This window comes from Paludibacterium denitrificans (assembly GCF_009707705.1).
Taxonomy (GTDB): Bacteria; Pseudomonadota; Gammaproteobacteria; order Burkholderiales; family Chromobacteriaceae; genus Paludibacterium_A; species Paludibacterium_A denitrificans.
Genome location: NZ_WLYX01000001.1, coordinates 2,085,914 through 2,105,766, shown reverse-complemented (window position 1 = coordinate 2,105,766; position 19,853 = coordinate 2,085,914). Strand labels below are relative to the sequence as shown.

The window sequence follows — 19,853 nt, the reverse complement described above, 5'->3', positions numbered from 1 at the left end:
GCAACAGATCCGTAAAATAACCTATCTAAACACTCAAGTATTTGCCGGGGGAAACGCACAACACATCCCCTGCCAGCAGAACGAGTCATCAGCAAAGCCCGTCAGCCAGAGGCCGTGGCTGCTTTCTCCCCATCAAGGATACTGCCCGCATGAACACCCAAGAACGCATCAAGCAAACCGTTACCAGCAGCCCGGTCGTACTCTTCATGAAGGGCACCCCGCAGTTCCCGCAATGTGGTTTTTCCTCGCGCGCCGTGCAGATCCTCAAGGCCTGTGGCGTTAACAATCTGGTAACCGTCGACGTCCTGCAAGACCCGGATATCCGTCAGGGCATCAAGGAATACGCCAACTGGCCGACCATTCCGCAACTGTACGTGCAAGGCGAATTCATCGGCGGCTCGGACATCCTGTACGAAATGTACCAGTCGGGCGAACTGCAGGAACTGCTCAAGGGCCTGTAAACCACGTATTCCGGCCATGCCAAGGCTGCTACCGTTTTGCCTGACGGCAGATGGCAGCAAGCCCTTTTTTCATCGTGTTGCGCAAAAAATTACATATGAATAACCCTAGCGCACCAAGTAGGCATACAATGTAAACATGGATACCCCGCTTACATAACGATGATGATCTTCCGACACGCTCCATTATTTGCACCAGAATCCACACTGCGGGCCCGTAGTGGCGGTGGCGCCATGCCGATTGACGAAATCTGGAAGGCACTGGTCAACGACCAGTTGGTGCCCTACTTTCAGCCCATCGTCGACATCTCCAGCCGCAAGGTCATCGGGGCCGAGGCACTGGCCCGCTGGCGTCACCCGGCGCTGGGCGTACTCTCACCCATCGCCTTCGTGCCGGTCATGGAAGAACGCGGCATGATCCGTGAGCTGACCGAACTGATTCTGGAAAAATCGCTGTATGCCTGCCGCGACTGGCTGGATCACAACCACGCGCTCAACGTGTCGATCAACCTGTCGGCCTTCCTGCTGGCCGATCCGCAACTCACCAGTTATCTGGAACAGAAAACCCGTCTGGCCGGGCTGACACCACAGGACCTGACGCTGGAGTTTTCCGAAAACGCCCTGCGCCCCCACTGGGAAGCCGCAATCCCGCAACTGGCGGCGCTGCGCAGCAAGGGTTTTGGCGTAGCGGTGGACGAATTTGGCATTGGCGTCGACATGTTGGACAAGCTGGATCGCCAGCATTTCAGTGCCATCAAGATCGACCGCGCCTTCGTGCAGGGCTCGGCCCGCAACAGCCACCTGCGTGCCATTCTGCAGGAAAGTCTGAAGCATGGTCAGGAGCAGGGACTGCAGACCATCGCCATGGGGGTGGAAGATGCGGCAGACCTGGCGGTACTGAGCGAACTGGGCTGTCAGGCGGTGCAAGGCTACATTTGCTCGCCGCCATTGCCCGGAGAAGGGCTGATGCCGTGGATTTCCGACTGGGAAAAGGGCTAAAATACCGGCCACACTCTTGAAATGAAACTAACCGGCAGCGCCACCGCTGCCGGTTTCGCTTATCCGCTATCCGAAAAGTCGTGATTCCGCCGTTACCCCAGCTGAATGGCGGCTTTTTATCAAGGTTGAAAGCCCGAACACTATGCAAATCTCCGTCGTTAAACACCCGCTGGTCCAGCACAAGCTCGGCTTGTTGCGCGAAGGCGACATCAGCACCATGAAATTCCGCCAGTTGACCCGGGAACTGGCCCGGCTGCTGGCTTATGAAGCCACGCGCGACTTCGAACTGGAAACCACCGCCATCCGGGCTGGTGCGGCGAGATCGAAGTTCAGCAGATCAAGGGCAAAAAAGTGACGGTGGTACCGATCTTGCGTGCAGGGATCGGCATGCTGGACGGCGTGCTTGATCTGGTGCCAAGCGCCAAGATCAGTGTGGTGGGCCTGTCGCGCAACGAAGAAACACTGCAGCCGGAGCCGTACTTCGACAAGTTCGTCGACAGTCTGGACGAGCGCATTGCCCTGATCATCGACCCGATGCTGGCCACCGGCGGCTCCATGGTTGCCACCATTGACCTGCTCAAGCGCAAGGGCTGCAAGCAGATCAAGGCGGTGGTGATGGTCGCCGCACCGGAAGGCGTCAAGGCCGTCAACGCCGCTCACCCGGATGTGCAAATCTACGCCGCGTCACTGGATAGCCACCTGAATGAACAGGGCTATATCATTCCGGGACTGGGCGATGCCGGCGACAAGATCTTCGGCACCAAGAACGTCTGAGCCAACTAGTCAGCCACCGTGCCGCGCTCTCCTGCTTGGGCTGGCGGCACGTTTTTGCCACATCGTAACCCACGAGGTTTCTTCATGTTTCAGCAACTGAAACAGGCCATCGCCGGTGCCCAGATCCTGTTTGTCGCCTTTGGCGCACTGGTTCTGGTGCCCTTGCTCACTGGCCTTAACCCGGCCATGGCCCTGTTGGGCGCGGGTATCGGCACGCTGATGTTCCAGCTGTGTACCGGTCGTCAGGTCCCCATTTTTCTGGGTTCGTCCTTTGCCTTTATCGGCCCGATCATCTATTCGATGCATACACGGGGGCAAGGCGCCACCATGTTTGGCCTGTTTGCCGCCGGTTTCATGTACTTCGTGTTTGCCGCCATCGTGAAATGGCGCGGCATGGCACTGGTCAACAAGCTGCTGCCGCCGGTGGTCATCGGCCCGGTCATCATGATCATCGGCCTGTCGGTGGCAACCGCTGCCTCCAACATGGCCATGGGCCGCGCCGGGGGCAATCAGGTGATGCCGTATGAGACTTCGATGCTGCTCGCTGCCATTTCGCTGGCGACCACCATTGTGGTGTCGATCTTTGCCCGCGGCATGTTCAAGCTGATTCCGATTCTGGCCGGTGTGACCGTCGGTTATATCGCCGCCAGCCTGATGGGCGTGGTGGACTTCAGCAAGCTGGCCAATGCACCGTGGTTTGCCATGCCGGTCTTCCACCATCCGGAAGTCAACTGGGCAGCGGCGCTGTTCATGCTGCCGGTGGCGATTGCGCCAGCGATTGAACACATCGGTGGCGTCATGGCCATTGGCGGTGTAACCGGCAAGGACTACACCACAACGCCGGGGCTGCATCGCACACTGTCCGGCGATGGTCTGGGGGTTTGCCTCGGCCGGTTTGATCGGTGGGCCGCCGGTGACGACCTATGCCGAAGTAACCGGCGCGGTGATGATTACCCGTAACTTCAACCCGGTCACCATGACCTGGGCCGCGTTGTTTGCCATCTGCATGGCATTCTTTGGCAAGTTCAATGCCTTGCTGCAATCCATCCCGATGCCGGTGATGGGCGGCATCATGGTGCTGCTGTTTGGCACCATTGCTTCCATTGGTCTGAAAACGCTGATCGAAGCCAAGGTTGACCTGATGGTGCCGCGCAATCTGGTGATCATCTCGGTGGTGCTGACCGCCGGGATTGGTGGTTTGACGCTCAAGCTGGGCGGCTTTGAGCTGGCTGGCGTCGGCTTGTGCTCGGTTCTCGCCATTGCGCTCAACCTGATTCTGCCAAGGCACGCGCCCGGCCATGATGGCATTGTCGAAGGACAAGACGTTTAATGCGGCACAGGCTGCATGGCATTGCAAATAACCGGCCCGCGTGGCCGGTTTTTCTTGGTAAAGCGGAACACCGCTGAGCACGGCTGGCGTGACAAGGCCATGTCGCAAAGTGGCACATCGATGTCCGAAGGTTGAACGATTTTTTACGCCCCGCTCATGGATAATGTATCCCGCTTCATTGGCGCATGTATGTGCCAGCGACTCTACCTGAACGGCTACGCTGCCATGACCGCAAGGTTTGGCCTGTGGTAGCCGGGATGTATGCTCCAGTTAGTGGTAACTTGACAGCGCCGTCCACCGTGACGGCGTTATTTTTTTGCCCCGCTCGGCGCACTCAGGCATGAAAAAACCGGCCGCAGCCGGTTGTCGTGTTGTCTCCTTGACGGATTTAGCCCTTGCGCCGCGTGGCGCGATCGACCAGATACATCAGGCTTTGGTACGGTACACCGGCATGTTCGGACAAGCCAATTTCGCAGGTGATACTGTTGGAATAACCACTGGAGCAACCACACACCTGCTGGCGCAGGCCATCCAGCGCGCTGGCATTCAGTTCCGGGTGGCTAAAGCCCTTGTCGTTTAAGCAAAACCGCAGCAGGTAATGCCGCTGGGCACGGTTACCTGCTTGGCACAGCGTTGTGCCAGTGCGTTGAGCGTGGCTTCCTCGCCCAGTTTGCGCATCGAGCACACTACGTGCAGCGCCACGTTTTCGTCCTGCGGGACAAATTCCAGATACTCTGCCGCCACGGTCTGCACGAAGGTGGTCACGTCATACACTTTCAGCCGCGGGGCGCGCAGGCCTTGCAACAGGCTGGCGGTACACACGCCGTTATCGACAATCACCGGCCAACGGCCCTGTTCGCTCGCTTGCAACAAGGCGGCGGTGGTTTCGGCCAACTTCTGCGCGGCGGCGTCCACGGCGCCCTTGGACTGGAACGGTGTGCCACAGCACAAGTTATCCAGACCCGCCGGATACAGCAGCTCATAACCGGCCTTGCCCAATACGGAAGCCACCACTTCGTTCAAGGGCCGCTGATCGGGCTGGACGGTGGCCGGGGCAAACGTGCGGGTCAGGCAGGAAGGCATGTAGACCACTTTGCGCGTGCTGGCCGCGCACCCGGCCTGCAATTTCAACCGGCGTGCGGCGCGCGGGAAATACGGTGTCCAGTGCGGAATCTTGCGACCACCGACCCGCCGCAGGGCACCCAGAATGCGGCGCGTGGCGGCGTTTCCGGTCAGGCCGTGCAGGCTGTCCAACAGGCGCAGACCGAGGCGGGCACCGGCCGTGGCCGTGGCGTAGTGTTCGGCCAACCAGTTGGCACTGGCCCAGCCGCTATCGCTCAAGGACTGCTGACGCAGCTGGCTGGTCAGACTGCCGGTATTGATACCCACCGGGCAGGCGGTTTCGCACAGGCCGCAAGTGGTACAGGTTTCGTCGCTAGGCGATACTGATAGCGCTCGACGATTTCGGCCAACCTGTCATGCTCCTGACCACTCTGGCGCAGCGCGGCGATCTCACGGTTCGCCACGATGCGCTGGCGCGGGGTGAGCGTGATGGCACGGCTGGGGCACATCACTTCACAGAAACCGCATTCGATACATTTGTCGATGATCGGATCGGCGGCAGGAATCGGCTTGAGATCGCGAATATGCAACAGCTTGTCGCGGGTGATGATCACGTCCGGGTTAAGGATGCCGGACGGATCGAAGATCGTCTTGATCTCCTGCATGATGCGGTAAGCGGCCGGGCCCCATTCCATTTCCACAAACGGCGCCATGTTGCGACCGGTGCCGTGTTCGGCCTTGATGGCGCCTTCGTATTCCACCGCCACCAGTTGGCAGACCGCGGCGATGAACGCTTCGTAGCGCTTGATTTCTGCCGGATCGGAGAAGTTCTGGCTGAACACGAAGTGCAGGTTACCTTCCAGCGCGTGGCCAAAGATGATGGCATCGTGATAGCCGTATTCGCGGAACATCGCCTGCAGGCGTAACGTGCCGCGAGGTGCTCGATCGGGAACACCACATCTTCGGTAATCACCGTGGTTTCCGCCGCGCGCATGGCACCGACGCTGGGCAACATGCCTTTGCGGATATTCCACAAGCGGGTGAATTCTGGCACGTCGGTAAAGGTGACGCCTTCCAGCGACGGGATGGCGGCGATGTAATCGTTGATGGCGGCAATGTGCGCGGTCAGCTGCTCGGCCGAACCGGCACGCGCTTCCATCAGGATGGCGGCGGCTTCTTCCGGCAAGGTCTTCAGCGAAGCGGGCACGCAAACCTTGTTTTCCACCGAGCGCAGGCTGGCGCGGTCCAGCAATTCGGCCGCGGCCACCACATCCTTGTGCTGCGCCAGAATGGCAATCGCGTCGCAGGCTTCCTTGATGGTGGGGTACAACACCAGTGCCGATGCCTTATACGGCTGCTCCACCACGGTGTTGAACACCACTTCCGACAGAAACGCCAGCGTACCTTCGCTGCCCACGATCAGATGCGCCAGCATGTCGACCGGATCGGTAAAGTCCACCAGCGCATTCAGGCTGTAGCCGGTGGTGTTTTTCATCTTGTATTTGCGCCGGATGCGCGCTTCCAGCTCGCTGTCTGTGCGGATGCGGGCGGCCAGTTCGGCCAACCTTTGCAGCAGGTCGGCATGGCTGCGGCGGAAGGCGGCTACGCTCTGCGCATCGGCGGTATCCAGCACCGTGCCATCGGCCAATACCAGGCGCAGGCTTTTGAGCGTGTTGTAGGTATTCTGCGCCGTGCCGCAGCACATTCCGCTGGAGTTGTTGTTGACCATCCCGCCGATCATGGCGGAGTTGATGGTGGCCGGATCCGGGCCGATCTTGCGCCCCAGCGGAGCCAGGGCGCTGTTGGCGGCGCCGCCGATCACCCCCGGTTGCAGACGGATAGCCGCACCGTTATCCAGGATTTCCAGTTTTTTCCAGCCGTGGCTGGCAACCACCAGAATGGAATCGGTCACGGCCTGCCCGCACAGCGAAGTCCCGGCCGCCCGGAAGGTTACCGGCAGGTTCAGGTCGGCAGCGGCGGCCAGAATGGCTTGCACTTCCTGTTCGCTCTGGCTGCGGATCACCACCTTGGGCGTAAGCCGGTAACAGGACGCATCGGTGCCGTAGGTCAGCGTGGATAGCGGGTCGGTATAGATGCGCGTCTTGTCGACAACCTCGACAATGCGCTGGTAAAAATCGTGATAGGCGCCTTGCAGCATGAGTCTCTCCCCCGGCACTCGCCGCGGCTTGCGAGACGGCGGTAGCCGGTAGTCTGGCGGATACCGGCAAGGCTACGGGCGCATTGGCAACCGCAGGTTTTGCAGGCACCCTTAGCGGGCGCCAGCCTAGCGTCGGCGCCACAAGCGTAAGTGGAAACCGCACGATAGTGCCACAAGTTCCCCCGCCTCCCATCAAGGGATTACCCTGTGTCAGCACAACCATAAAGGATACAAGCGTGATGCTGATGGACAAGGAACAAGCCACCCTGCTGGTGGTGGATATTCAGGAAAAACTGCTACCCGCCGTGGTCGATGCGACCGGGCTGGTGGCGCGATTGCAATGGTTGCTGGGCGTTGCCGTCGACAACGGGCTACCGGTGGTGTTCTCCGAGCAATACCCGCGCGGGCTGGGCCACACGCTGCCCGCCCTGCTGGCCGCCGCCCCGGATGCCTGCATCGGTGAAAAACTGCATTTTTCCTGCGTGGATGGCAGCTGTCTGCCCGCCAGCCTGCTGGCCCGGCCACAGGTTATCGTCTGCGGCATGGAAACCCACGTCTGCGTACTGCAAACCGTGTTGCAGCTCTTGGCCAGCGGCAAACAGGTATTTGTGGTGACGGACGCTGTCTCCAGCCGCCAGTAAGCTGCCATCGAACTGGGATTGCAGCGCATGCGCGACGCCGGGGCGGTACTGGTCAATCGGGAAATGGTGTTGTTCGAACTGCTACGCGCGGCGGGTAGCGAACACTTCAAGGCGATGAGCAAGAAATATCTGGTGGGCGAACAACCCTAAGGCCAGAAGCGAGTACGGGTTGGCCGAAAGACTTCGGCCAACCCGTCTCTAGTGGCGGCTGAGCCGCTCAGTATTTTCTCCTTTGCAGACTGGCGCAGAACAGGCTGATGCGGGACTAGGCACCGGACCAGCTTTCGCCAGAACACAAAAATCTATTTAGCAAACAGCGTGCCAGCACGCGGATGGTAGTTTTGCCGCTTAGTGCATGAATAGCAGCAGCACCGGCACAGCGCTGGTGCAACCTTGCCCGGCCCGCGCCTCAGAATGGCGCTGGCGCACCTTCCGACACCAGTTGGCCATCCACCAGCCGCACCTGACGGTCACAGGTTTCGGCCAACCTTGGATCATGCGTCACGATCAAAAAGGTCACGCCATCTTCGCGGTTGATGTCGCGCATCAGGGCAAATGCCTCCGCCGCCGTCTGGGTATCCAGATTGCCGGTGGGTTCGTCGGCCAGCACCAGCCGCGGGCGGGCCATCAGCGCGCGCACAATGGCCACGCGTTGTTGCTGGCCACCGGACAGTTGCACCGGTTTCTTGTAGGCATGTTCGGCCAACCCCACGCGCTCCAGCAGCATCCTCGCCCGCTGGCGGTCTTCCGCCAGCAAGCGGCCGCGACCGGCAAACACCGGCATCATCACGTTTTCCAGTGCGCTAAATGCCGGCAGCAAATGGTGAAACTGGAAGATGAAACCAAGGTAACGGTTGCGCAGCGCGGTGCGGCTTAAGCATCGTCCAGCCCTTGGGTCGCTTCACCGGCAATCGCCATGTCGCCGGACGAGGGCGTTTCCAGTAGCCCCATGATATTGAGCAGGGTGGATTTACCGGAGCCAGACGGCCCGATCAGCGCGGCAAACTCGCCCTCACCCAGTTGCAGGTCAATGCCATGCAGCACCTCTACCTTGGGCGCCTTGCCACCGCCGTAAAATTTGCGGATTTGCCGTAATGCCAGTACATCAGCCACGAATTGCCTCCACCGGGTCCAGCTTGGCGGCCCGTCGTGCCGGAGCCAGCGCCGCCAACACACCAACCAGCGTCGCGATGACGGCGGTGACCACAAACAGCGAAGGCGTCACCACCACCGGAAACAACGGGCTGCCATCGGTATTGCGCGCCAGTTTGGTAAAGCCCAATGCCAGCAGCGCCCCCAAACCAGAGCCGAACACCGAACCAAACAAGCCGACAATGCCGCCCTGAATCAGGAAAATCAGCAAGATGCGCCGCGCCGTGCCCATCGCCCGCAAGATACCGATCTCGCGCTGGCGCTGCACCACCGACACCACCAGCACCGAGGCAATCCCCAGCGCAATGGCGAGCGAAACAAATACCTTGATCATGTTGGAGGAGGCGCTCTGGCTGCGCAACGCCGTTACCAGCTGGGCATTGGTGGTTTTCCAGCTGTCAGCCATCAGGCCGGTACGGCTGGCGGCTTCTTCGGCCAACCTGTCGGCCTGAAACAAGTCCGCCGTTTTCAGGTAGATTTCGGTCACATCCAGCTGGTAGCCGAGCAGCGATTGCGCCGCGCGCAGCGGCAGCATTACCCAGCGCGCGTTCAGGTCTTTCAGGCCAAAATCCAGTACCGCGCTGATGGTGTAGCTGTCGGCACTGCCGGTGGCGGACACCACGCGCAGCCGATCTCCCGGCGCGAGCCCCAGCTTGCGCGCCAGCTCCATGCCGATCATCACCGAGCCATTGGGCAGCTTGACCTGCCCCTTCACCAGCTTGTTGTCCAGCCGCACCACTTTCAGGTAATCCGCCAGTTCCACCCCCATCAGCGAGATGGACTCCTGCACCCCACCCTTGGTGGCAAAGCCCGGCCCGCTGGCCATGGCGGCAGCCGCCGTAATGCCGGGTATCTGCCTAACCAGCGCCATCCGATGCTGCCAGTTGTCGATGGTGTTCTCACGCGTGGTGCGCTTGGCCACCTCGGCCATCACCTGCACGCCGCCACTCGGCACGATCAGCCGACGGTTTTCGTCCTCCAACGGCTTGAGCACGATATGCGCCTGCGTCGACAAGGTTTTGTCGATGATGTTGCTCTGCAGGCCGTTGACGATGGCGGTGATATACACTACCACGGCAACGCCGATGGTCACCCCGGCCAGGATCAGCACGGTCTGGAAACGCCCCTCGCGTAACAACCGCAGCGCCACCGCCCATTCAAACGGCATCAGTCGGCCTCCGTCACACGCACCCGCTCGCCTGCCGTCACCAGCGCATCGCCAGTCAGCACCCGCTCACCCGGCTGCAAACCCTGCAACACTTCGGCCCAGCCATCCGTCACCAAGCCCAGCCGCAACGTGCGTTTGACCACCCGGCCCGACTGCACCGCCCACACCCACGGCGTGAGCAACGCACTGTCGTGTACCGCCGAGGCGGGCAGCACCATGGCAGCGTTCTTGCGCGCGGCGATGATTTCCGCCGATACCGTCATGTCCTGGCGCAAACCGGCGGGCAACGCCCCGGCCGGTTGCAATCGCACTTCCACCGTGCCGCGTTCGCGGTTCACCAGCGGCGCAATGCGCACCACCTTGGCCTCAAACGGAGCCTGCGGGTAGGCATCCGCCGCCACGCGCGGCTCGCCCCAGCGCCAGCCGGGCCAGATAGCGCTCATCCATATCCAGCAACACCTCGGTCTGGCCAGCCGGGGCAAAAGTCAGCGCCGCACTACCTGCGGTGACCAGAGCACCGGCTTCCACGTTACGCTTGACCAGCACGCCATCGGCCGGTGCCCGCACGGTCAGCTGGGACAGCCGTACATCGGTAGCGGTACGCTGCTGGCTGGCCGCATCCAGTTGGGCTTGCGCCAGCTGCAGCGCCTTGGCTTCGCTATCCATGGCCGCCTGACTGATGAAACCCTGTGTAAACAGGCCATGCTGACGCTGGTAATGACGCTGGGCTTCGGCCAACGTTGCCTCGGCCTGTGCCACGGCAGCCTGTGCCTGCGCCCGCAGCGCCACGGCTTCATCCGACTCCAGCCGCAGCAGCACCGCGCCCTTGCGTACGGCACTGCCCTCTTCCACCGGCGTGGCGACCACCCGCGCCGTCACCGTCGCCCCCAGACTGGCCGCCGTGACACTGGACAACCGCCCGGTCGCCACCACCGTCTGCACCAGCGGTTTGACCGTTACCCGATAGGCGGGCAGGCTCGGCCCCAATAGCAGTCGGACGCCCAGCCGGGCGAGAGTAGCCAGCCCGAGCAAGGCACCCAACACAATTAGCATTAACCGTTTGCGAGAAATCGTCATATCATCCGTACGGCTTGTCTTCATGCCGACTATTGTACTCACGAAACCCGGCAAGGCCGACTGCCTTGTCCCAAGGAATTGATCATGACGCCACCACGCTCTTTTCAGGACAACCTGAACACCCTGCCCACCGTTGATGCGATTGCCGCCATCGAACTACTGGACAGCAACGGCCAGCGCGTATGCTTAGGCTGGAAAATCAGCCGGTACGGCCGGTTCGGTGCGGGTTTACCATGCGTTGCTGCAACGTCACGGCGCCATCAATCCGGCCGCCGCCCGGAAGGGCTGGCCCTGTATGCCGAACACACCGCCGATGCGCGCCAGTTTCCGGGCAAACATCCCAATATCGACCGCCTGCTGGCGATTGCCGAACAGCAGGCCGCCACGCTGCAAGGCAGCATCATTGCCCGTCAGGACTAAATCTGCGCACCTGTGCGGCGATGCCAACAGAAGTTGGCCGAAGTCCAAATAAAAAAAGCCCGCTACATGAGCGGGCTTTTTTGCGGGGCCATTCCAGAAACTGGAATCAGGCTTCCGGCGTTACAACGATCTTGATCGGAGCAACCACGTCGTGGTGCAGAGCGATTTCGATGTCGTATTCACCGATGGCCTTCAACGGGCCGTCCGGCAGACGAACTTCGAAACGCTTGATTTCAACGCCAGAAGCGGTAACAGCTTCAGCGATGTCGACGTTGGTAACGGAACCGAACAGACGGCCATCCACACCAGCCTTCTGGGCAACGGTAACAACCGCGTCAACCAGTTTAGCGGCACGGGCTTGCGCGTCAGCCGGATTTGCGCCTGATGGGCTTCCAGCTCGGCGCGGCGAGCTTCGAATTCCTTCAGGTTGGCTTCGTTGGCACGCTTGGCTTTGCCTTGCGGGATCAGGAAGTTACGGGCGTAGCCGTTTTTAACTTTAACTACGTCACCCAGTTGACCCAAGTTAGCGACTTTTTCGAGCAGAATGATTTGCATCTCGTGTCCTTTCCCGGTTTAGTGCTGGTCGGTGTACGGCAGGAAAGCCGGAAACGAGCGCGCTTGATAGCGGTCGTCAGCTGACGCTGGTAGCGAGCTTTCGTACCGGTAATGCGAGCCGGGATGATTTTGCCGTTTTCGGCGATGAAATCCTTGAGGAGATCAACCGATTTGTAGTCGATTTCCTTGATGCCTTCTGCCGTGAAGCGGCAGAACTTCTTGCGCTTGAAGAGTTGACGAGCCATTTTGACTAACCTTTTACAAATTCAACATATTCGATATGCAGCACTAACCGAGGATTCCTGAGGCTACGCTGGGCAATGAAACCGGTGACATTCACCGTGTTGCCTGCCAGTGTCCCGGAGAGTTTCCGGGCATTGTCGCCAATCAGGACGGCCTGCATTTCGCAAGCCACATCACGTTCAAACCCGCAAGATGTCTGCCTTGACTGATGTCTGAGCCACATTTCCAGCACTGGCAAGCCAGCGGGCGTGTATCTCAAGGCGTCTTCGCGGTCGACCGTGGCGGTCAGTACCAGACGGTTCTGCAAGTCCGTAGTGCGGCCTGAATCAGGCTGCAGCTTCGGTCTCGGCTGCTTAACTGCTGGGCATCCAGCAGGTTCTTGGCCTTTTCGTCCTTCATCATCGGGGACGCTTCGGTTACGGCGCGATCCATCTTGATGGTCAGGTGACGCAGAACGGCGTCGTTGAACTTGAAGGCGTGCTCGATCTCGGCGAGGGTTTCAGCCTGGCATTCCACGTTCATCAGAACATAGTGAGCCTTGTGCAGCTTCTGGATCGGGTAAGCCAGTTGACGGCGGCCCCAGTCTTCCAGACGATGGATCTTGCCTTCAGCGGCCAGAACCATGCCCTTGTAGCGCTCGATCATGGCCGGAACCTGTTCGCTCTGGTCCGGATGGACGATGAACACGATTTCGTAATGACGCATGTGAACTCCTTTTGGCTATTTAGCCTTTTGCCATGCGGTTGCAAAAGGCAAGGTGTTAAAACCGCAGCATTTTACGCGCATTGCGGCGGCTAGGCAAATGGTGCGGTAGCGGACGATGGCTCAGAAATGCTTTTCGCGTTCAATATCTTCCACCACGCCATTGGCAATGGTCAGCGTGGTGGTATAGGGCGTGAACGCGTCGGCCATCCATGACATCTTCTTGCGCGTGACGAACACGGTGTACGGGCCGTGGCGGTGGCGGGTGGAAATGCCGTCACTGACGTAATCGGGCGGGCTTAGCCAGGGCTGACGGCCTCGGCTTCCGACATGCCGCGCGACAGGCGGATGAAGGTTTCAAACGGAATCGCCGCGGCGGGGGCAACGCCCGGCAGCAGCGCCGCAAGCAGCCAGAGGGATTTCATGTCGGCTCCGTTTCAGCGAATTTTTTCACCACATCCAGCAGTTCGGTCACCATTCCGGCCGCATCGCCCTCTACCATGGCGCGGCTGACGCAACCGTTCATGTGGTTTTCCAGCAACTGCATGGCCACGGCGTCGAGCGCCGACTTCACCGCCGCCACCTGCGTGAGAATATCCACGCAGTAACGGTCGGCTTCCACCATGCTGGCCGATGCCGCGCACCTGCCCTTCCACGCGCGCCGGGCGCTTCAGCAGGGCGGCTTTGTTGGGCTGCACCACGCTCTTGCTGCAGCAAGCGGTTTCGGCCAACTGTTCTGGGTCTGACAAGGTTTGATTCATGTTGTGTGCCATTTCGGAAAAAGCCGGGTCAGGACTAGGCCCTGACCTCCAGCATGCCCATCATGCCTGCATCTTCGTGTTCCAGAATGTGGCAGTGGAACATGCGCAGGCCGGGTTGTGACTGAACAAAACGCAAGCGCACGCTCTCGCCAGCAGGCACGTTGACCACGTCGCGCCAGGGCGAGAAACGGCTCGTCCTGCCAGATGCCATCGTCCGTGCGCGCCAGCACTTGAAACTGCGTGCCATGCAGGTGGAAAGGGTGATCCATGTGCGCCTTGCTGACGATGTCCCATTCTTCAATCTGGCCGACTTTACCGACGAAATCCACCCGATTCATGTCGAACTTTTTGCCGTTGATCAGGAACATCGCAGCCGGGTCGGCCATGTTTTCGGCAAATTCCACCGTGCGCCGCACGGCTGGAGTACCCAGTGCACTTATCGTGCGCAAATTCGTCGGCAGCAGTGGCGTGGCGACACGGCCGTGCTGGTGCACGTCCGCCAGCGTCAAGGGTTCGGCCAACTCTGGCCCCATGGCCTTGCCACGGTTGTATGGCAAGGCGAGCAGGCCCTGCGGCTGACCGGCGCTAAAGCGCGCCGTCACCACGATTTCCACGCGTTCGCCCGGCGAGAGCATGATGCTGTCGATCCGCCGAGGCGCGGCCAGCAAGCCTCCGCTGGTGCCCACCAGATGCACTTCATGCGCTTAAGCAATGCCAGTTTCAGGATGCGCGCATTGGTGGCATTCCACAGCCGCCAGCGTTGACGCTCTCCGGCCGCCAGCGTCAGTACCGGCTGTAACCCGGCGTTGACCAACACGAACTGGCCTTCGCGGCCATCATGCCGGTCGGCCATGCTGTTGGCGGCGATCTGGCCGTTTTCGGCCAACTTGAGATCGGACAACACCAGCCACTGCTCCGGCAGCGATGCCAGCGGATCGTCCTTGGCCTTGACCACAAACACCCCGGCCAGCCCCATGTAGGCCTGTTGCCCGGTCAGGCCATGCGGATGCGGGTGATACCAGTAAGTGCCCGCCGAGCCTTGCGGCAGGGTGAAACGGTAATCACGCTGCTGCCCCGGCAGTACCGGATCGTGCGGATTGCCATCCTGAGCAGGCGGCACCGGCAAACCGTGCCAGTGGATCGTGGTGGGCTGAGCGAGCTGATTGGCAAAGTGCAAGGCCACGCTATCGCCTTCCTGCGCCACAATGGCTGGGCCGGGCACTGGCCGTTGTAAGCCCAGAACGTCGTAGCGGGGAGGTCCGGTGCCAGCTGCAGTTGTACCGGCGCGGCGCGCAAGCTGGCGGCAAAGTGTCCGGCGCCCGCCTGATTGGCAAGGCGCGGCAAGGCATTGAGCGGCCGCTGGCGCGGCAAGTGAAAGTGTTCTGCCGAGCGGCACGGCGGCTGTCCCAGCCGCGGCACCAGACATGGCATGGTGATCCATGCCCTGCGCCCAGCTTTGGCGTGCCCAACAGGTACTGGCCGTCAGGGTGGCGGCAAACTGCAGAAAATGGCGACGATCCATCGTGTGTGTTCCTTTGCCCATAACATTGCATACCCCAGTCAGGTATATACCGAATGGACCATGGCTGTCGATAAAGTTCCACCGCGTCAGCTAACCGGCCATGAAAAACCCCGCCGGAACCGGGCGGGGTTGTGCCGTGCAAGGTTGGCCGAAACTCAGGCCGACGCCTCCGCCTTGAGCACACGCTGGCGGCGGCTTTCGCTCAGTACCATGCCGGACGATACCGAGACATTCAGGCTTTCCACCGTGCCAAACATCGGGATCGACACCAGCACGTCGCAATGTTCGCGCGTCAGGCGGCGCATGCCCTCGCCTTCCGCCCCCATGACCCAGGCCAGCGCGCTGCCTCGAAATGGTACAGATCGGTATCTGCTTCCATGGTGGTACCGGCAATCCACACCCCGGCATCCTTGAGGTCGCGCAGGGTACGCGCCAGATTGGTGACGGTGATATACGGCACCACTTCGGCGGCGCCGCAGGCCACTTTCGACACGGTGGCATTGAGCGTGGCGGAACGGTCTTTCGGTGCGATCACCGCATGCGCACCCATGGCATCGGCCACACGCAGGCAGGCGCCGAGGTTATGCGGATCGGTCACGCCATCCAGAATCAGCAACAGCGGCGGTTCGCTGAGATTTTCCAGCACGTCGTCCAGATTGACATGGTTGCGGCTGGCGTCAATCATGCTAAGCCACGCCCTGATGGCGGGCATTGCCGGTCATGCTGTCCAGTCGTTCCTTGTCGACGATGTGCAGCTTGATGTTTTCCTCGGCGGCTTTTTCCAGCACGGCCTTGGCGCGGGCATCCTGTTAAGCCGCCAGCCAGCCAGATTTCCAGCAGGCTATTGGGGTTTTGCCACAAGCGGGCATTGATGGCATGAAAGCCGTGAATCAGGCGTTTGTTGCTCATGGCATGTCTTCAGATAGAGGTTGGCCGCTATTGTAACGCCAACGCCCGCTGCTGGCGCAGGCAACTCCGGCGTTCAGCGCTCCAGCAGCCCGGTCGGAGCGACGGACGGCACGGCCGCGGCCAGCCGGGCATACACAGCAGCAAAGGCTTCCGCTGGCACCGGTTTGCTGAACAGATAGCCCTGCAGCATATGGCACCCCTTGGATTGCAGGAAATCGGCCTGTTCGGCCGTTTCCACGCCTTCCGCCACCACGGCAAACTTGAGCTTGCGCGACATGGCGAGAATGGCTTCGGCGATGGCGGCGTTGTCCTCGTCATGCGGCAGGCCGTCGACAAAAGAACGGTCAATTTTCAGGGTATTCAGCGGAAAGCGCTTGAGATACGACAGCGACGAATAACCGGTGCCAAAGTCGTCGATAGACAAACACACGCCCAGGCTTTTTAGCTCGGTCAGCAGGCGCACGGCTTCGGTCGGATTCTGCATCACCGGGCTTTCCGTCATTTCCAGCTCCAGCCGCTGCGGTTCCAGATCCGCCGCCGCCAGCGCGTCATGGATATGCTGCAACAGCGCCAGATCTTCAAACTGGCGGGCCGACAGGTTCACCGCCACGCGCGGCACCCATATCCCCTGTTGCTGCCAGCGCGCCAGTTGCTGGCAGGCTTCACGCAACACCCATTCGCCAATCGACTTGATCAGCCCGGTTTCTTCCGCCAGACCAATGAAACGCGTTAAGCGGCACCAAGCCAAGTTCGGGATGACGCCAGCGGATCAGCGCCTCGACTCCGGCCAGCTCGTGGCTGCTGGCGCTGACTTGTGGCTGGTAATGCAGTTCGAATTCGCCACGCTCCAGCCCCGGCGCAAGCCGTTTTCCAGCAACAGCCGCTCGAAGGTGTGGGCGTTCATTTCGGCATCGAAAAACTGGTAGGTGTTCTTGCCAGCTTCCTTGGCCCGGTACATGGCGCTATCGGCATGTTTCAGCAAGGTTTGCGCATCGGCGCCATCGCCGGGGAACACGCTGATACCGATACTGCCGGTGACATAGACCTCGTGCTCGGCCAGCCGCAGCGGACGGGAAAGAATGTTGAGCAGGTCTTCGGCCAACGTTGACAGCTCGGCCTGATCGGTCACGCCACTGACCAGCAAGGTAAATTCGTCACCGCCCAGCCGCGCCAGTTCCCCCCGGCTGCCAATGGCGTCGGTCAGGCGCAGGGACAGTACCCGCAGCAGCTCGTCACCGGCCTGATGACCAAACGAATCGTTGATCAGCTTGAAGCGGTCCAGATCAATGAACATGACGGCAAACGCCGCCAAGCTCTCAGGCTGGCGGATCAATTGCTCCAGCCGGGCAATCAGGCTGGAACGGTTGGGAAGACGAGTCAGCGGATCGTGATTGGCAAGAAACTGCAGCCGCTCCTCCGCCTGCTTGCGCACGGTAATGTCGGAAAACACCGCCACGTAATTGGACAGGGCGCCGTTGCTGTCGCGCACCGTGGAGATCGACAGCTCGGCCGGATACCATTCGCCGTTGCGGCGGCGGTCCATCATTTCGCCCTGCCAGTGGCCATGCAGGGCCAAGGCATCGCGCAGATGGCGGTTGATGGCCACATCGTGCTGCAAGAAGATGCGCGACTGGCGCCCCGGGCGTGGGCCTCGTCATAGCCGGTGATACGGTGAAAGGCGTCGTTGACCGCGACGATGCGGGTGTCGGCATCCAGAATCAGAATCCCTTCCGCCGAATTTTCGAACACCTTGGCGGCCAGACGCAGGTTGGCATCGGCGCTCACCCGCTCGGAAATATCCATCACCACGCCAATGATGGCCGGGCGGCCCTGATAGTCGAACAAGCGGCTATGCACTTCCACATCCACCATGGCGCCATCCTGCCGCCGTGCGCGGGTGGCAAAATGCATGATGTTGATCTGCTCGCGGAAGCGATGGGCGATCTGGTGGCGCATGCGCTGGTATTCGCTACCGCCCAGCAGCGTTTCCAGCGAAATATCCTGCAAGTCTTGCTGCGGGTAACCCAGCAGCGACGCCAGTTTGGGGTTGGCGTACACGATGCGTTCGTCCTGCAGGATATAGATGCCCATCAACGACTGTTCCACCAACGCCCGATAGCGTTGTTCCGCTTCACGTTTGGCCTGTTTTTCCTGACGGATCGCGGAAATATCGGCATCCACGCTGCCTACACCGGCAGGACGGCCATCGGCATCGAACAACGGGAACTTGCTCACCAGCGTGACACGGCGCTCGCCACCCAGCGTGATGCACTCCTCAAACTGGCGCGCCTCCAGCGTGCGCAACACTTCGGCATCTTGCTGGCGAATCTTCTCGGCGTCCTCGGCGGAGAAAAACGCATCCGCGCGCTGGCCAAGAATCTGCTCCGGCAACGCCTGCACCCAGTTGGCGTAGGACTGGTTGACCAGCAGGTAACGGCCATCCAGCCCCTTGAGCGACATCATGTTGGGGCTGTGGTTGACCAGCGACTCCATGCGATAGCGGAACTCCTGCGCCAGCCGTTCGTGACGGCGCTGGCTGTCGCTAAGAATGGCCACCAGCTGGCCCGCCGCAACAAACATCAGCGATAACGCCACATCAATGGAAAAATCACCGGTGCCAGCCAATACCGCCAGACGCGGATGCAGGCCAGACAGCGACAGCATGATGGTTATCAGCAGGCTGATCAGGCTGGTTCCCAGCAACCCGCCACGGTACGCCGCCCACAACAGCATGGGAAACAGCATGATCTGCGAGGGCACCTGGCCGGGCATACTGCTGGAAGCCAGCGCCCCCCAGACCACGATGGTCACCAGCGCAATCAGCGCCAGCTCCAGCAGTTGGTAGGCGCGCGGCCGGTTGGGCCAGAAGCGCAGCGGCAGCAACAGCATCAGGGCCGGGCCAGCGTGCCCCGGGTTTGCAGCAACCAGAGCACGGCCTGATGATTGGCGTTCTGGAACGGCATGAATAGCGCCAGCGCCAGCCCGGCTTAAGCACGGCGACATAGCCCAGCAGAACCATCAGCAGGCGCCACAGCGCGTAGGGCGAAGAGAGCGTATAGTCGTCACGCTGCCGCAGCGCGCGCAGCCCCGGCATCAATACGTAGAGCGACAGGATCAGGGCGGTCAGCCACGGTAGCGGCATGACGCGCCACAGCAACGCGCTTACCAGCAGCGGCCAGACCCAGCTAAAGCGACCGCCACGAGTCAGGCTCCACCACGCCCACAGCCCGTGCGGCAGGAAACTGGCCAGCGTCAGCGGCGCCAAAGGCTGCTGTGGCCAGAACACCAGGCTGGCGGCAAAAGCGAGAAACATGATGACCGATGACGGCCAGCGGTTAAGAGTCACTCTCCGATTCTCCTGCTGCCTTGCTGCCATCTTGCGCTCGCCGCCACGCTGTTCGCGGGCAAGCCGGGCGCCGTGACGATGCCGCCATCAGGACGGCATGTCGCCCCGCCATGGCAGGACTGGAAAGATGGATGAGGTGCCAAGGCACCCGGGCAGATTAGCGGGCCGTTGACGGCCTCTTGAATTGTGGCAAGGGGGAACACCATACCGGTGTAATACCCGCTGGTATAATACCGTGAGAACCATGAATGTGAAGCACAATGTTGGATAGCCTACCCCGCCTTCCCTCCGCCGGTCAGAAGACCCGCTACGGCATGCTCCCAGACGGGCTGGATGCCGCCGTTTTAGCCCAGTTGGCCGAACAGCAAGGCAAGCTGGTCATCCTCACGGCCGACGCTCAGGCCGCGCAACGCTTAAAGGTGGAAATTCCCTTCTTCGCGCCAGAGCTTAAAGTCGCCCTGCTGCCCGACTGGGAAACGCTGCCCTATGACCACTTTTCGCCACATGGCGAGCTGGTGAGCGAGCGGCTGGCCACGCTGTGGCAACTGCGCCGGGCGAATGTCAGGTGCTGATCGC

The 19,853-nt window shown here is 61.0% G+C and carries 27 protein-coding genes and 6 pseudogenes; 10 read left to right on the top strand and 23 right to left on the bottom strand.

Annotated elements, in window-relative coordinates; all coding sequences use genetic code 11:
* Nucleotides 1-149: 149 nt before the first annotated feature.
* From grxD to GKE73_RS13755, 5 genes and pseudogenes are all read left to right on the top strand, one after another.
* Nucleotides 150-461, top strand: coding sequence for a Grx4 family monothiol glutaredoxin (grxD, locus tag GKE73_RS13775; RefSeq protein ID WP_230370448.1), 312 nt, complete (start codon nucleotides 150-152; stop codon nucleotides 459-461).
* 231 nt (nucleotides 462-692) lie between these two features.
* Complete coding sequence (locus tag GKE73_RS13770) at nucleotides 693-1,457, top strand: EAL domain-containing protein (RefSeq protein WP_230370447.1); 765 nt, start codon at nucleotides 693-695, stop codon at nucleotides 1,455-1,457.
* 142 nt (nucleotides 1,458-1,599) lie between these two features.
* Nucleotides 1,600-2,231: pseudogene (gene upp / locus GKE73_RS13765) on the top strand (uracil phosphoribosyltransferase).
* An 84-nt stretch (nucleotides 2,232-2,315) separates the two neighbouring features.
* Nucleotides 2,316-3,561, top strand: a pseudogene (locus GKE73_RS13760) (uracil-xanthine permease family protein).
* 340 nt (nucleotides 3,562-3,901) lie between these two features.
* Nucleotides 3,902-4,141, top strand: a complete 240-nt coding sequence (locus GKE73_RS13755) for a hypothetical protein (protein WP_230370446.1) — start codon at nucleotides 3,902-3,904, stop codon at nucleotides 4,139-4,141.
* Here the strand turns inward: GKE73_RS13755 and GKE73_RS24870 are convergent.
* The 3 genes and pseudogenes from GKE73_RS24870 to GKE73_RS13740 all read right to left on the bottom strand — a co-directional run.
* Nucleotides 4,138-4,950, bottom strand: coding sequence for a heterodisulfide reductase-related iron-sulfur binding cluster (locus GKE73_RS24870; protein WP_230370445.1), 813 nt, complete (start codon nucleotides 4,948-4,950; stop codon nucleotides 4,138-4,140). The genes GKE73_RS13755 and GKE73_RS24870 overlap by 4 nt on opposite strands.
* Nucleotides 4,926-5,288: a 4Fe-4S dicluster domain-containing protein gene (locus GKE73_RS13745; RefSeq protein WP_230371488.1), complete on the bottom strand. Its 363-nt coding sequence runs from the start codon at nucleotides 5,286-5,288 to the stop codon at nucleotides 4,926-4,928. Before GKE73_RS13745 ends, GKE73_RS24870 begins: the two co-directional genes overlap by 25 nt.
* Nucleotides 5,289-5,297: 9 nt before the next feature.
* Nucleotides 5,298-6,781: pseudogene (locus tag GKE73_RS13740) on the bottom strand (FAD-binding oxidoreductase); the annotation flags it as partial.
* A gap of 239 nt (nucleotides 6,782-7,020) precedes the next feature.
* Here GKE73_RS13740 and GKE73_RS13735 point away from each other — a divergent pair.
* On the top strand, nucleotides 7,021-7,422 hold the full coding sequence (locus GKE73_RS13735) for an isochorismatase family protein (RefSeq protein ID WP_230371487.1): 402 nt from the start codon (nucleotides 7,021-7,023) through the stop codon (nucleotides 7,420-7,422).
* A gap of 27 nt (nucleotides 7,423-7,449) precedes the next feature.
* Nucleotides 7,450-7,572, top strand: a complete 123-nt coding sequence (locus tag GKE73_RS23640; protein WP_280954937.1) for a hypothetical protein — start codon at nucleotides 7,450-7,452, stop codon at nucleotides 7,570-7,572.
* A 259-nt stretch (nucleotides 7,573-7,831) separates the two neighbouring features.
* On the opposite strand, the gene GKE73_RS23635 is transcribed toward GKE73_RS23640, so the two are convergent.
* From GKE73_RS23635 to GKE73_RS13715, 5 genes are read right to left on the bottom strand one after another with little or no spacing between them, the layout of a single operon-like run.
* Nucleotides 7,832-8,242, bottom strand: a complete 411-nt coding sequence (locus GKE73_RS23635) for an ABC transporter ATP-binding protein (RefSeq protein WP_280954936.1) — start codon at nucleotides 8,240-8,242, stop codon at nucleotides 7,832-7,834.
* Between the two features lie 53 nt (nucleotides 8,243-8,295).
* The gene (locus GKE73_RS23630) at nucleotides 8,296-8,535 is read right to left on the bottom strand and encodes an ATP-binding cassette domain-containing protein (RefSeq protein ID WP_312854453.1); all 240 of its coding nucleotides are present in this window, start codon (nucleotides 8,533-8,535) and stop codon (nucleotides 8,296-8,298) included.
* Complete coding sequence (locus GKE73_RS13725; RefSeq protein WP_230370444.1) at nucleotides 8,528-9,742, bottom strand: ABC transporter permease; 1,215 nt, start codon at nucleotides 9,740-9,742, stop codon at nucleotides 8,528-8,530. Before GKE73_RS13725 ends, GKE73_RS23630 begins: the two co-directional genes overlap by 8 nt.
* Complete coding sequence (locus tag GKE73_RS13720) at nucleotides 9,742-10,143, bottom strand: efflux RND transporter periplasmic adaptor subunit (protein WP_230370443.1); 402 nt, start codon at nucleotides 10,141-10,143, stop codon at nucleotides 9,742-9,744. Before GKE73_RS13720 ends, GKE73_RS13725 begins: the two co-directional genes overlap by 1 nt.
* Nucleotides 10,109-10,795: an efflux RND transporter periplasmic adaptor subunit gene (locus GKE73_RS13715; protein WP_230370442.1), complete on the bottom strand. Its 687-nt coding sequence runs from the start codon at nucleotides 10,793-10,795 to the stop codon at nucleotides 10,109-10,111. Before GKE73_RS13715 ends, GKE73_RS13720 begins: the two co-directional genes overlap by 35 nt.
* Nucleotides 10,796-10,903: 108 nt before the next feature.
* Here GKE73_RS13715 and GKE73_RS13710 point away from each other — a divergent pair, with 108 nt between their 5' ends.
* Complete coding sequence (locus GKE73_RS13710) at nucleotides 10,904-11,239, top strand: DUF2322 family protein (protein ID WP_230370441.1); 336 nt, start codon at nucleotides 10,904-10,906, stop codon at nucleotides 11,237-11,239.
* 106 nt (nucleotides 11,240-11,345) lie between these two features.
* On the opposite strand, the pseudogene rplI reads toward GKE73_RS13710, so the two are convergent.
* The 6 genes and pseudogenes from rplI to GKE73_RS26620 form a co-directional block, all read right to left on the bottom strand.
* Nucleotides 11,346-11,794, bottom strand: a pseudogene (gene rplI / locus GKE73_RS13705) (50S ribosomal protein L9).
* 18 nt (nucleotides 11,795-11,812) lie between these two features.
* Nucleotides 11,813-12,039 (bottom strand): annotated as a pseudogene (rpsR, locus tag GKE73_RS13700) (30S ribosomal protein S18).
* 5 nt (nucleotides 12,040-12,044) lie between these two features.
* Nucleotides 12,045-12,344, bottom strand: coding sequence for a primosomal replication protein N (priB, locus tag GKE73_RS13695; RefSeq protein ID WP_230370440.1), 300 nt, complete (start codon nucleotides 12,342-12,344; stop codon nucleotides 12,045-12,047).
* Nucleotides 12,323-12,742: a 30S ribosomal protein S6 gene (gene rpsF, locus GKE73_RS13690; protein ID WP_230370439.1), complete on the bottom strand. Its 420-nt coding sequence runs from the start codon at nucleotides 12,740-12,742 to the stop codon at nucleotides 12,323-12,325. The genes priB and rpsF overlap by 22 nt, the downstream gene beginning before the upstream one ends.
* Nucleotides 12,743-13,038: 296 nt before the next feature.
* On the bottom strand, nucleotides 13,039-13,164 hold the full coding sequence (locus GKE73_RS23625; protein WP_280954934.1) for a hypothetical protein: 126 nt from the start codon (nucleotides 13,162-13,164) through the stop codon (nucleotides 13,039-13,041).
* Entirely contained in the window at nucleotides 13,161-13,364 is a 204-nt protein-coding gene (locus tag GKE73_RS26620) for a metal-sensitive transcriptional regulator (protein ID WP_230370438.1), read from the bottom strand. Before GKE73_RS26620 ends, GKE73_RS23625 begins: the two co-directional genes overlap by 4 nt.
* On the opposite strand from GKE73_RS26620, the gene GKE73_RS26615 reads away from it, so the two are divergent.
* Nucleotides 13,363-13,485, top strand: a complete 123-nt coding sequence (locus GKE73_RS26615) for a hypothetical protein (RefSeq protein ID WP_280954933.1) — start codon at nucleotides 13,363-13,365, stop codon at nucleotides 13,483-13,485. The two genes, GKE73_RS26620 and GKE73_RS26615, sit on opposite strands and share 2 nt — an antisense overlap.
* Before the next feature lie 11 nt (nucleotides 13,486-13,496).
* Here GKE73_RS26615 and GKE73_RS26610 read toward each other — a convergent pair whose 3' ends face one another.
* The 9 genes and pseudogenes from GKE73_RS26610 to GKE73_RS24860 form a co-directional block, all read right to left on the bottom strand.
* Nucleotides 13,497-14,135 (bottom strand): multicopper oxidase domain-containing protein, encoded by a 639-nt coding sequence (locus GKE73_RS26610; RefSeq protein ID WP_230370437.1) that lies wholly within the window; start codon nucleotides 14,133-14,135, stop codon nucleotides 13,497-13,499.
* Nucleotides 14,099-15,022 (bottom strand): multicopper oxidase family protein, encoded by a 924-nt coding sequence (locus GKE73_RS13675; protein ID WP_230370436.1) that lies wholly within the window; start codon nucleotides 15,020-15,022, stop codon nucleotides 14,099-14,101. Before GKE73_RS13675 ends, GKE73_RS26610 begins: the two co-directional genes overlap by 37 nt.
* Before the next feature lie 155 nt (nucleotides 15,023-15,177).
* A pseudogene (rlmB, locus tag GKE73_RS13670) lies at nucleotides 15,178-15,707 on the bottom strand (23S rRNA (guanosine(2251)-2'-O)-methyltransferase RlmB).
* Nucleotide 15,708: 1 nt separating this feature from the next.
* Nucleotides 15,709-15,810, bottom strand: a complete 102-nt coding sequence (locus tag GKE73_RS13665; protein ID WP_230370435.1) for an RNA methyltransferase substrate-binding domain-containing protein — start codon at nucleotides 15,808-15,810, stop codon at nucleotides 15,709-15,711.
* 194 nt (nucleotides 15,811-16,004) lie between these two features.
* The gene (locus GKE73_RS13660) at nucleotides 16,005-16,679 is read right to left on the bottom strand and encodes a putative bifunctional diguanylate cyclase/phosphodiesterase (RefSeq protein WP_280954932.1); all 675 of its coding nucleotides are present in this window, start codon (nucleotides 16,677-16,679) and stop codon (nucleotides 16,005-16,007) included.
* Nucleotides 16,594-16,782, bottom strand: coding sequence for an EAL domain-containing protein (locus tag GKE73_RS24865; protein WP_312854575.1), 189 nt, complete (start codon nucleotides 16,780-16,782; stop codon nucleotides 16,594-16,596). Before GKE73_RS24865 ends, GKE73_RS13660 begins: the two co-directional genes overlap by 86 nt.
* Nucleotides 16,701-17,537 (bottom strand): GGDEF domain-containing protein, encoded by an 837-nt coding sequence (locus tag GKE73_RS13655; protein WP_230370434.1) that lies wholly within the window; start codon nucleotides 17,535-17,537, stop codon nucleotides 16,701-16,703. The genes GKE73_RS24865 and GKE73_RS13655 overlap by 82 nt, the downstream gene beginning before the upstream one ends.
* Nucleotides 17,474-18,391: a PAS domain S-box protein gene (locus tag GKE73_RS13650; RefSeq protein WP_230371486.1), complete on the bottom strand. Its 918-nt coding sequence runs from the start codon at nucleotides 18,389-18,391 to the stop codon at nucleotides 17,474-17,476. The genes GKE73_RS13655 and GKE73_RS13650 overlap by 64 nt, the downstream gene beginning before the upstream one ends.
* A 148-nt stretch (nucleotides 18,392-18,539) precedes the next feature.
* Nucleotides 18,540-19,277: a hypothetical protein gene (locus tag GKE73_RS24860; protein ID WP_230370433.1), complete on the bottom strand. Its 738-nt coding sequence runs from the start codon at nucleotides 19,275-19,277 to the stop codon at nucleotides 18,540-18,542.
* A gap of 263 nt (nucleotides 19,278-19,540) precedes the next feature.
* Here GKE73_RS24860 and GKE73_RS25915 point away from each other — a divergent pair, with 263 nt between their 5' ends.
* A complete protein-coding gene (locus tag GKE73_RS25915; protein ID WP_376767358.1) occupies nucleotides 19,541-19,849 on the top strand; it encodes a hypothetical protein in 309 nt (102 codons plus the stop codon).
* Nucleotides 19,850-19,853: the final 4 nt, after the last annotated feature.

What these genes read in the sequence shown, in the direction of transcription:
- grxD (WP_230370448.1), top strand. Translation starts at nt 150, where the DNA reads ATGAACACCCAAGAACGCATCAAGCAAACCGTTACCAGCAGCCCGGTC.
- GKE73_RS13770 (WP_230370447.1), top strand. Translation starts at nt 693, where the DNA reads ATGCCGATTGACGAAATCTGGAAGGCACTGGTCAACGACCAGTTGGTG.
- GKE73_RS13755 (WP_230370446.1), top strand. Translation starts at nt 3,902, where the DNA reads ATGAAAAAACCGGCCGCAGCCGGTTGTCGTGTTGTCTCCTTGACGGAT.
- GKE73_RS13745 (WP_230371488.1), bottom strand. Translation starts at nt 5,288, where the DNA reads ATGCAGGAGATCAAGACGATCTTCGATCCGTCCGGCATCCTTAACCCG.
- GKE73_RS13735 (WP_230371487.1), top strand. Translation starts at nt 7,021, where the DNA reads ATGCTGATGGACAAGGAACAAGCCACCCTGCTGGTGGTGGATATTCAG.
- GKE73_RS23640 (WP_280954937.1), top strand. Translation starts at nt 7,450, where the DNA reads ATGCGCGACGCCGGGGCGGTACTGGTCAATCGGGAAATGGTGTTGTTC.
- GKE73_RS13725 (WP_230370444.1), bottom strand. Translation starts at nt 9,742, where the DNA reads ATGCCGTTTGAATGGGCGGTGGCGCTGCGGTTGTTACGCGAGGGGCGT.
- GKE73_RS13715 (WP_230370442.1), bottom strand. Translation starts at nt 10,795, where the DNA reads ATGCTAATTGTGTTGGGTGCCTTGCTCGGGCTGGCTACTCTCGCCCGG.
- GKE73_RS13710 (WP_230370441.1), top strand. Translation starts at nt 10,904, where the DNA reads ATGACGCCACCACGCTCTTTTCAGGACAACCTGAACACCCTGCCCACC.
- rpsF (WP_230370439.1), bottom strand. Translation starts at nt 12,742, where the DNA reads ATGCGTCATTACGAAATCGTGTTCATCGTCCATCCGGACCAGAGCGAA.
- GKE73_RS23625 (WP_280954934.1), bottom strand. Translation starts at nt 13,164, where the DNA reads ATGAAATCCCTCTGGCTGCTTGCGGCGCTGCTGCCGGGCGTTGCCCCC.
- GKE73_RS26615 (WP_280954933.1), top strand. Translation starts at nt 13,363, where the DNA reads ATGCTGGCCGATGCCGCGCACCTGCCCTTCCACGCGCGCCGGGCGCTT.
- GKE73_RS26620 (WP_230370438.1), bottom strand. Translation starts at nt 13,364, where the DNA reads ATGGTGGAAGCCGACCGTTACTGCGTGGATATTCTCACGCAGGTGGCG.
- GKE73_RS26610 (WP_230370437.1), bottom strand. Translation starts at nt 14,135, where the DNA reads ATGCTCTCGCCGGGCGAACGCGTGGAAATCGTGGTGACGGCGCGCTTT.
- GKE73_RS13675 (WP_230370436.1), bottom strand. Translation starts at nt 15,022, where the DNA reads ATGGATCGTCGCCATTTTCTGCAGTTTGCCGCCACCCTGACGGCCAGT.
- GKE73_RS13650 (WP_230371486.1), bottom strand. Translation starts at nt 18,391, where the DNA reads ATGTCGCTCAAGGGGCTGGATGGCCGTTACCTGCTGGTCAACCAGTCC.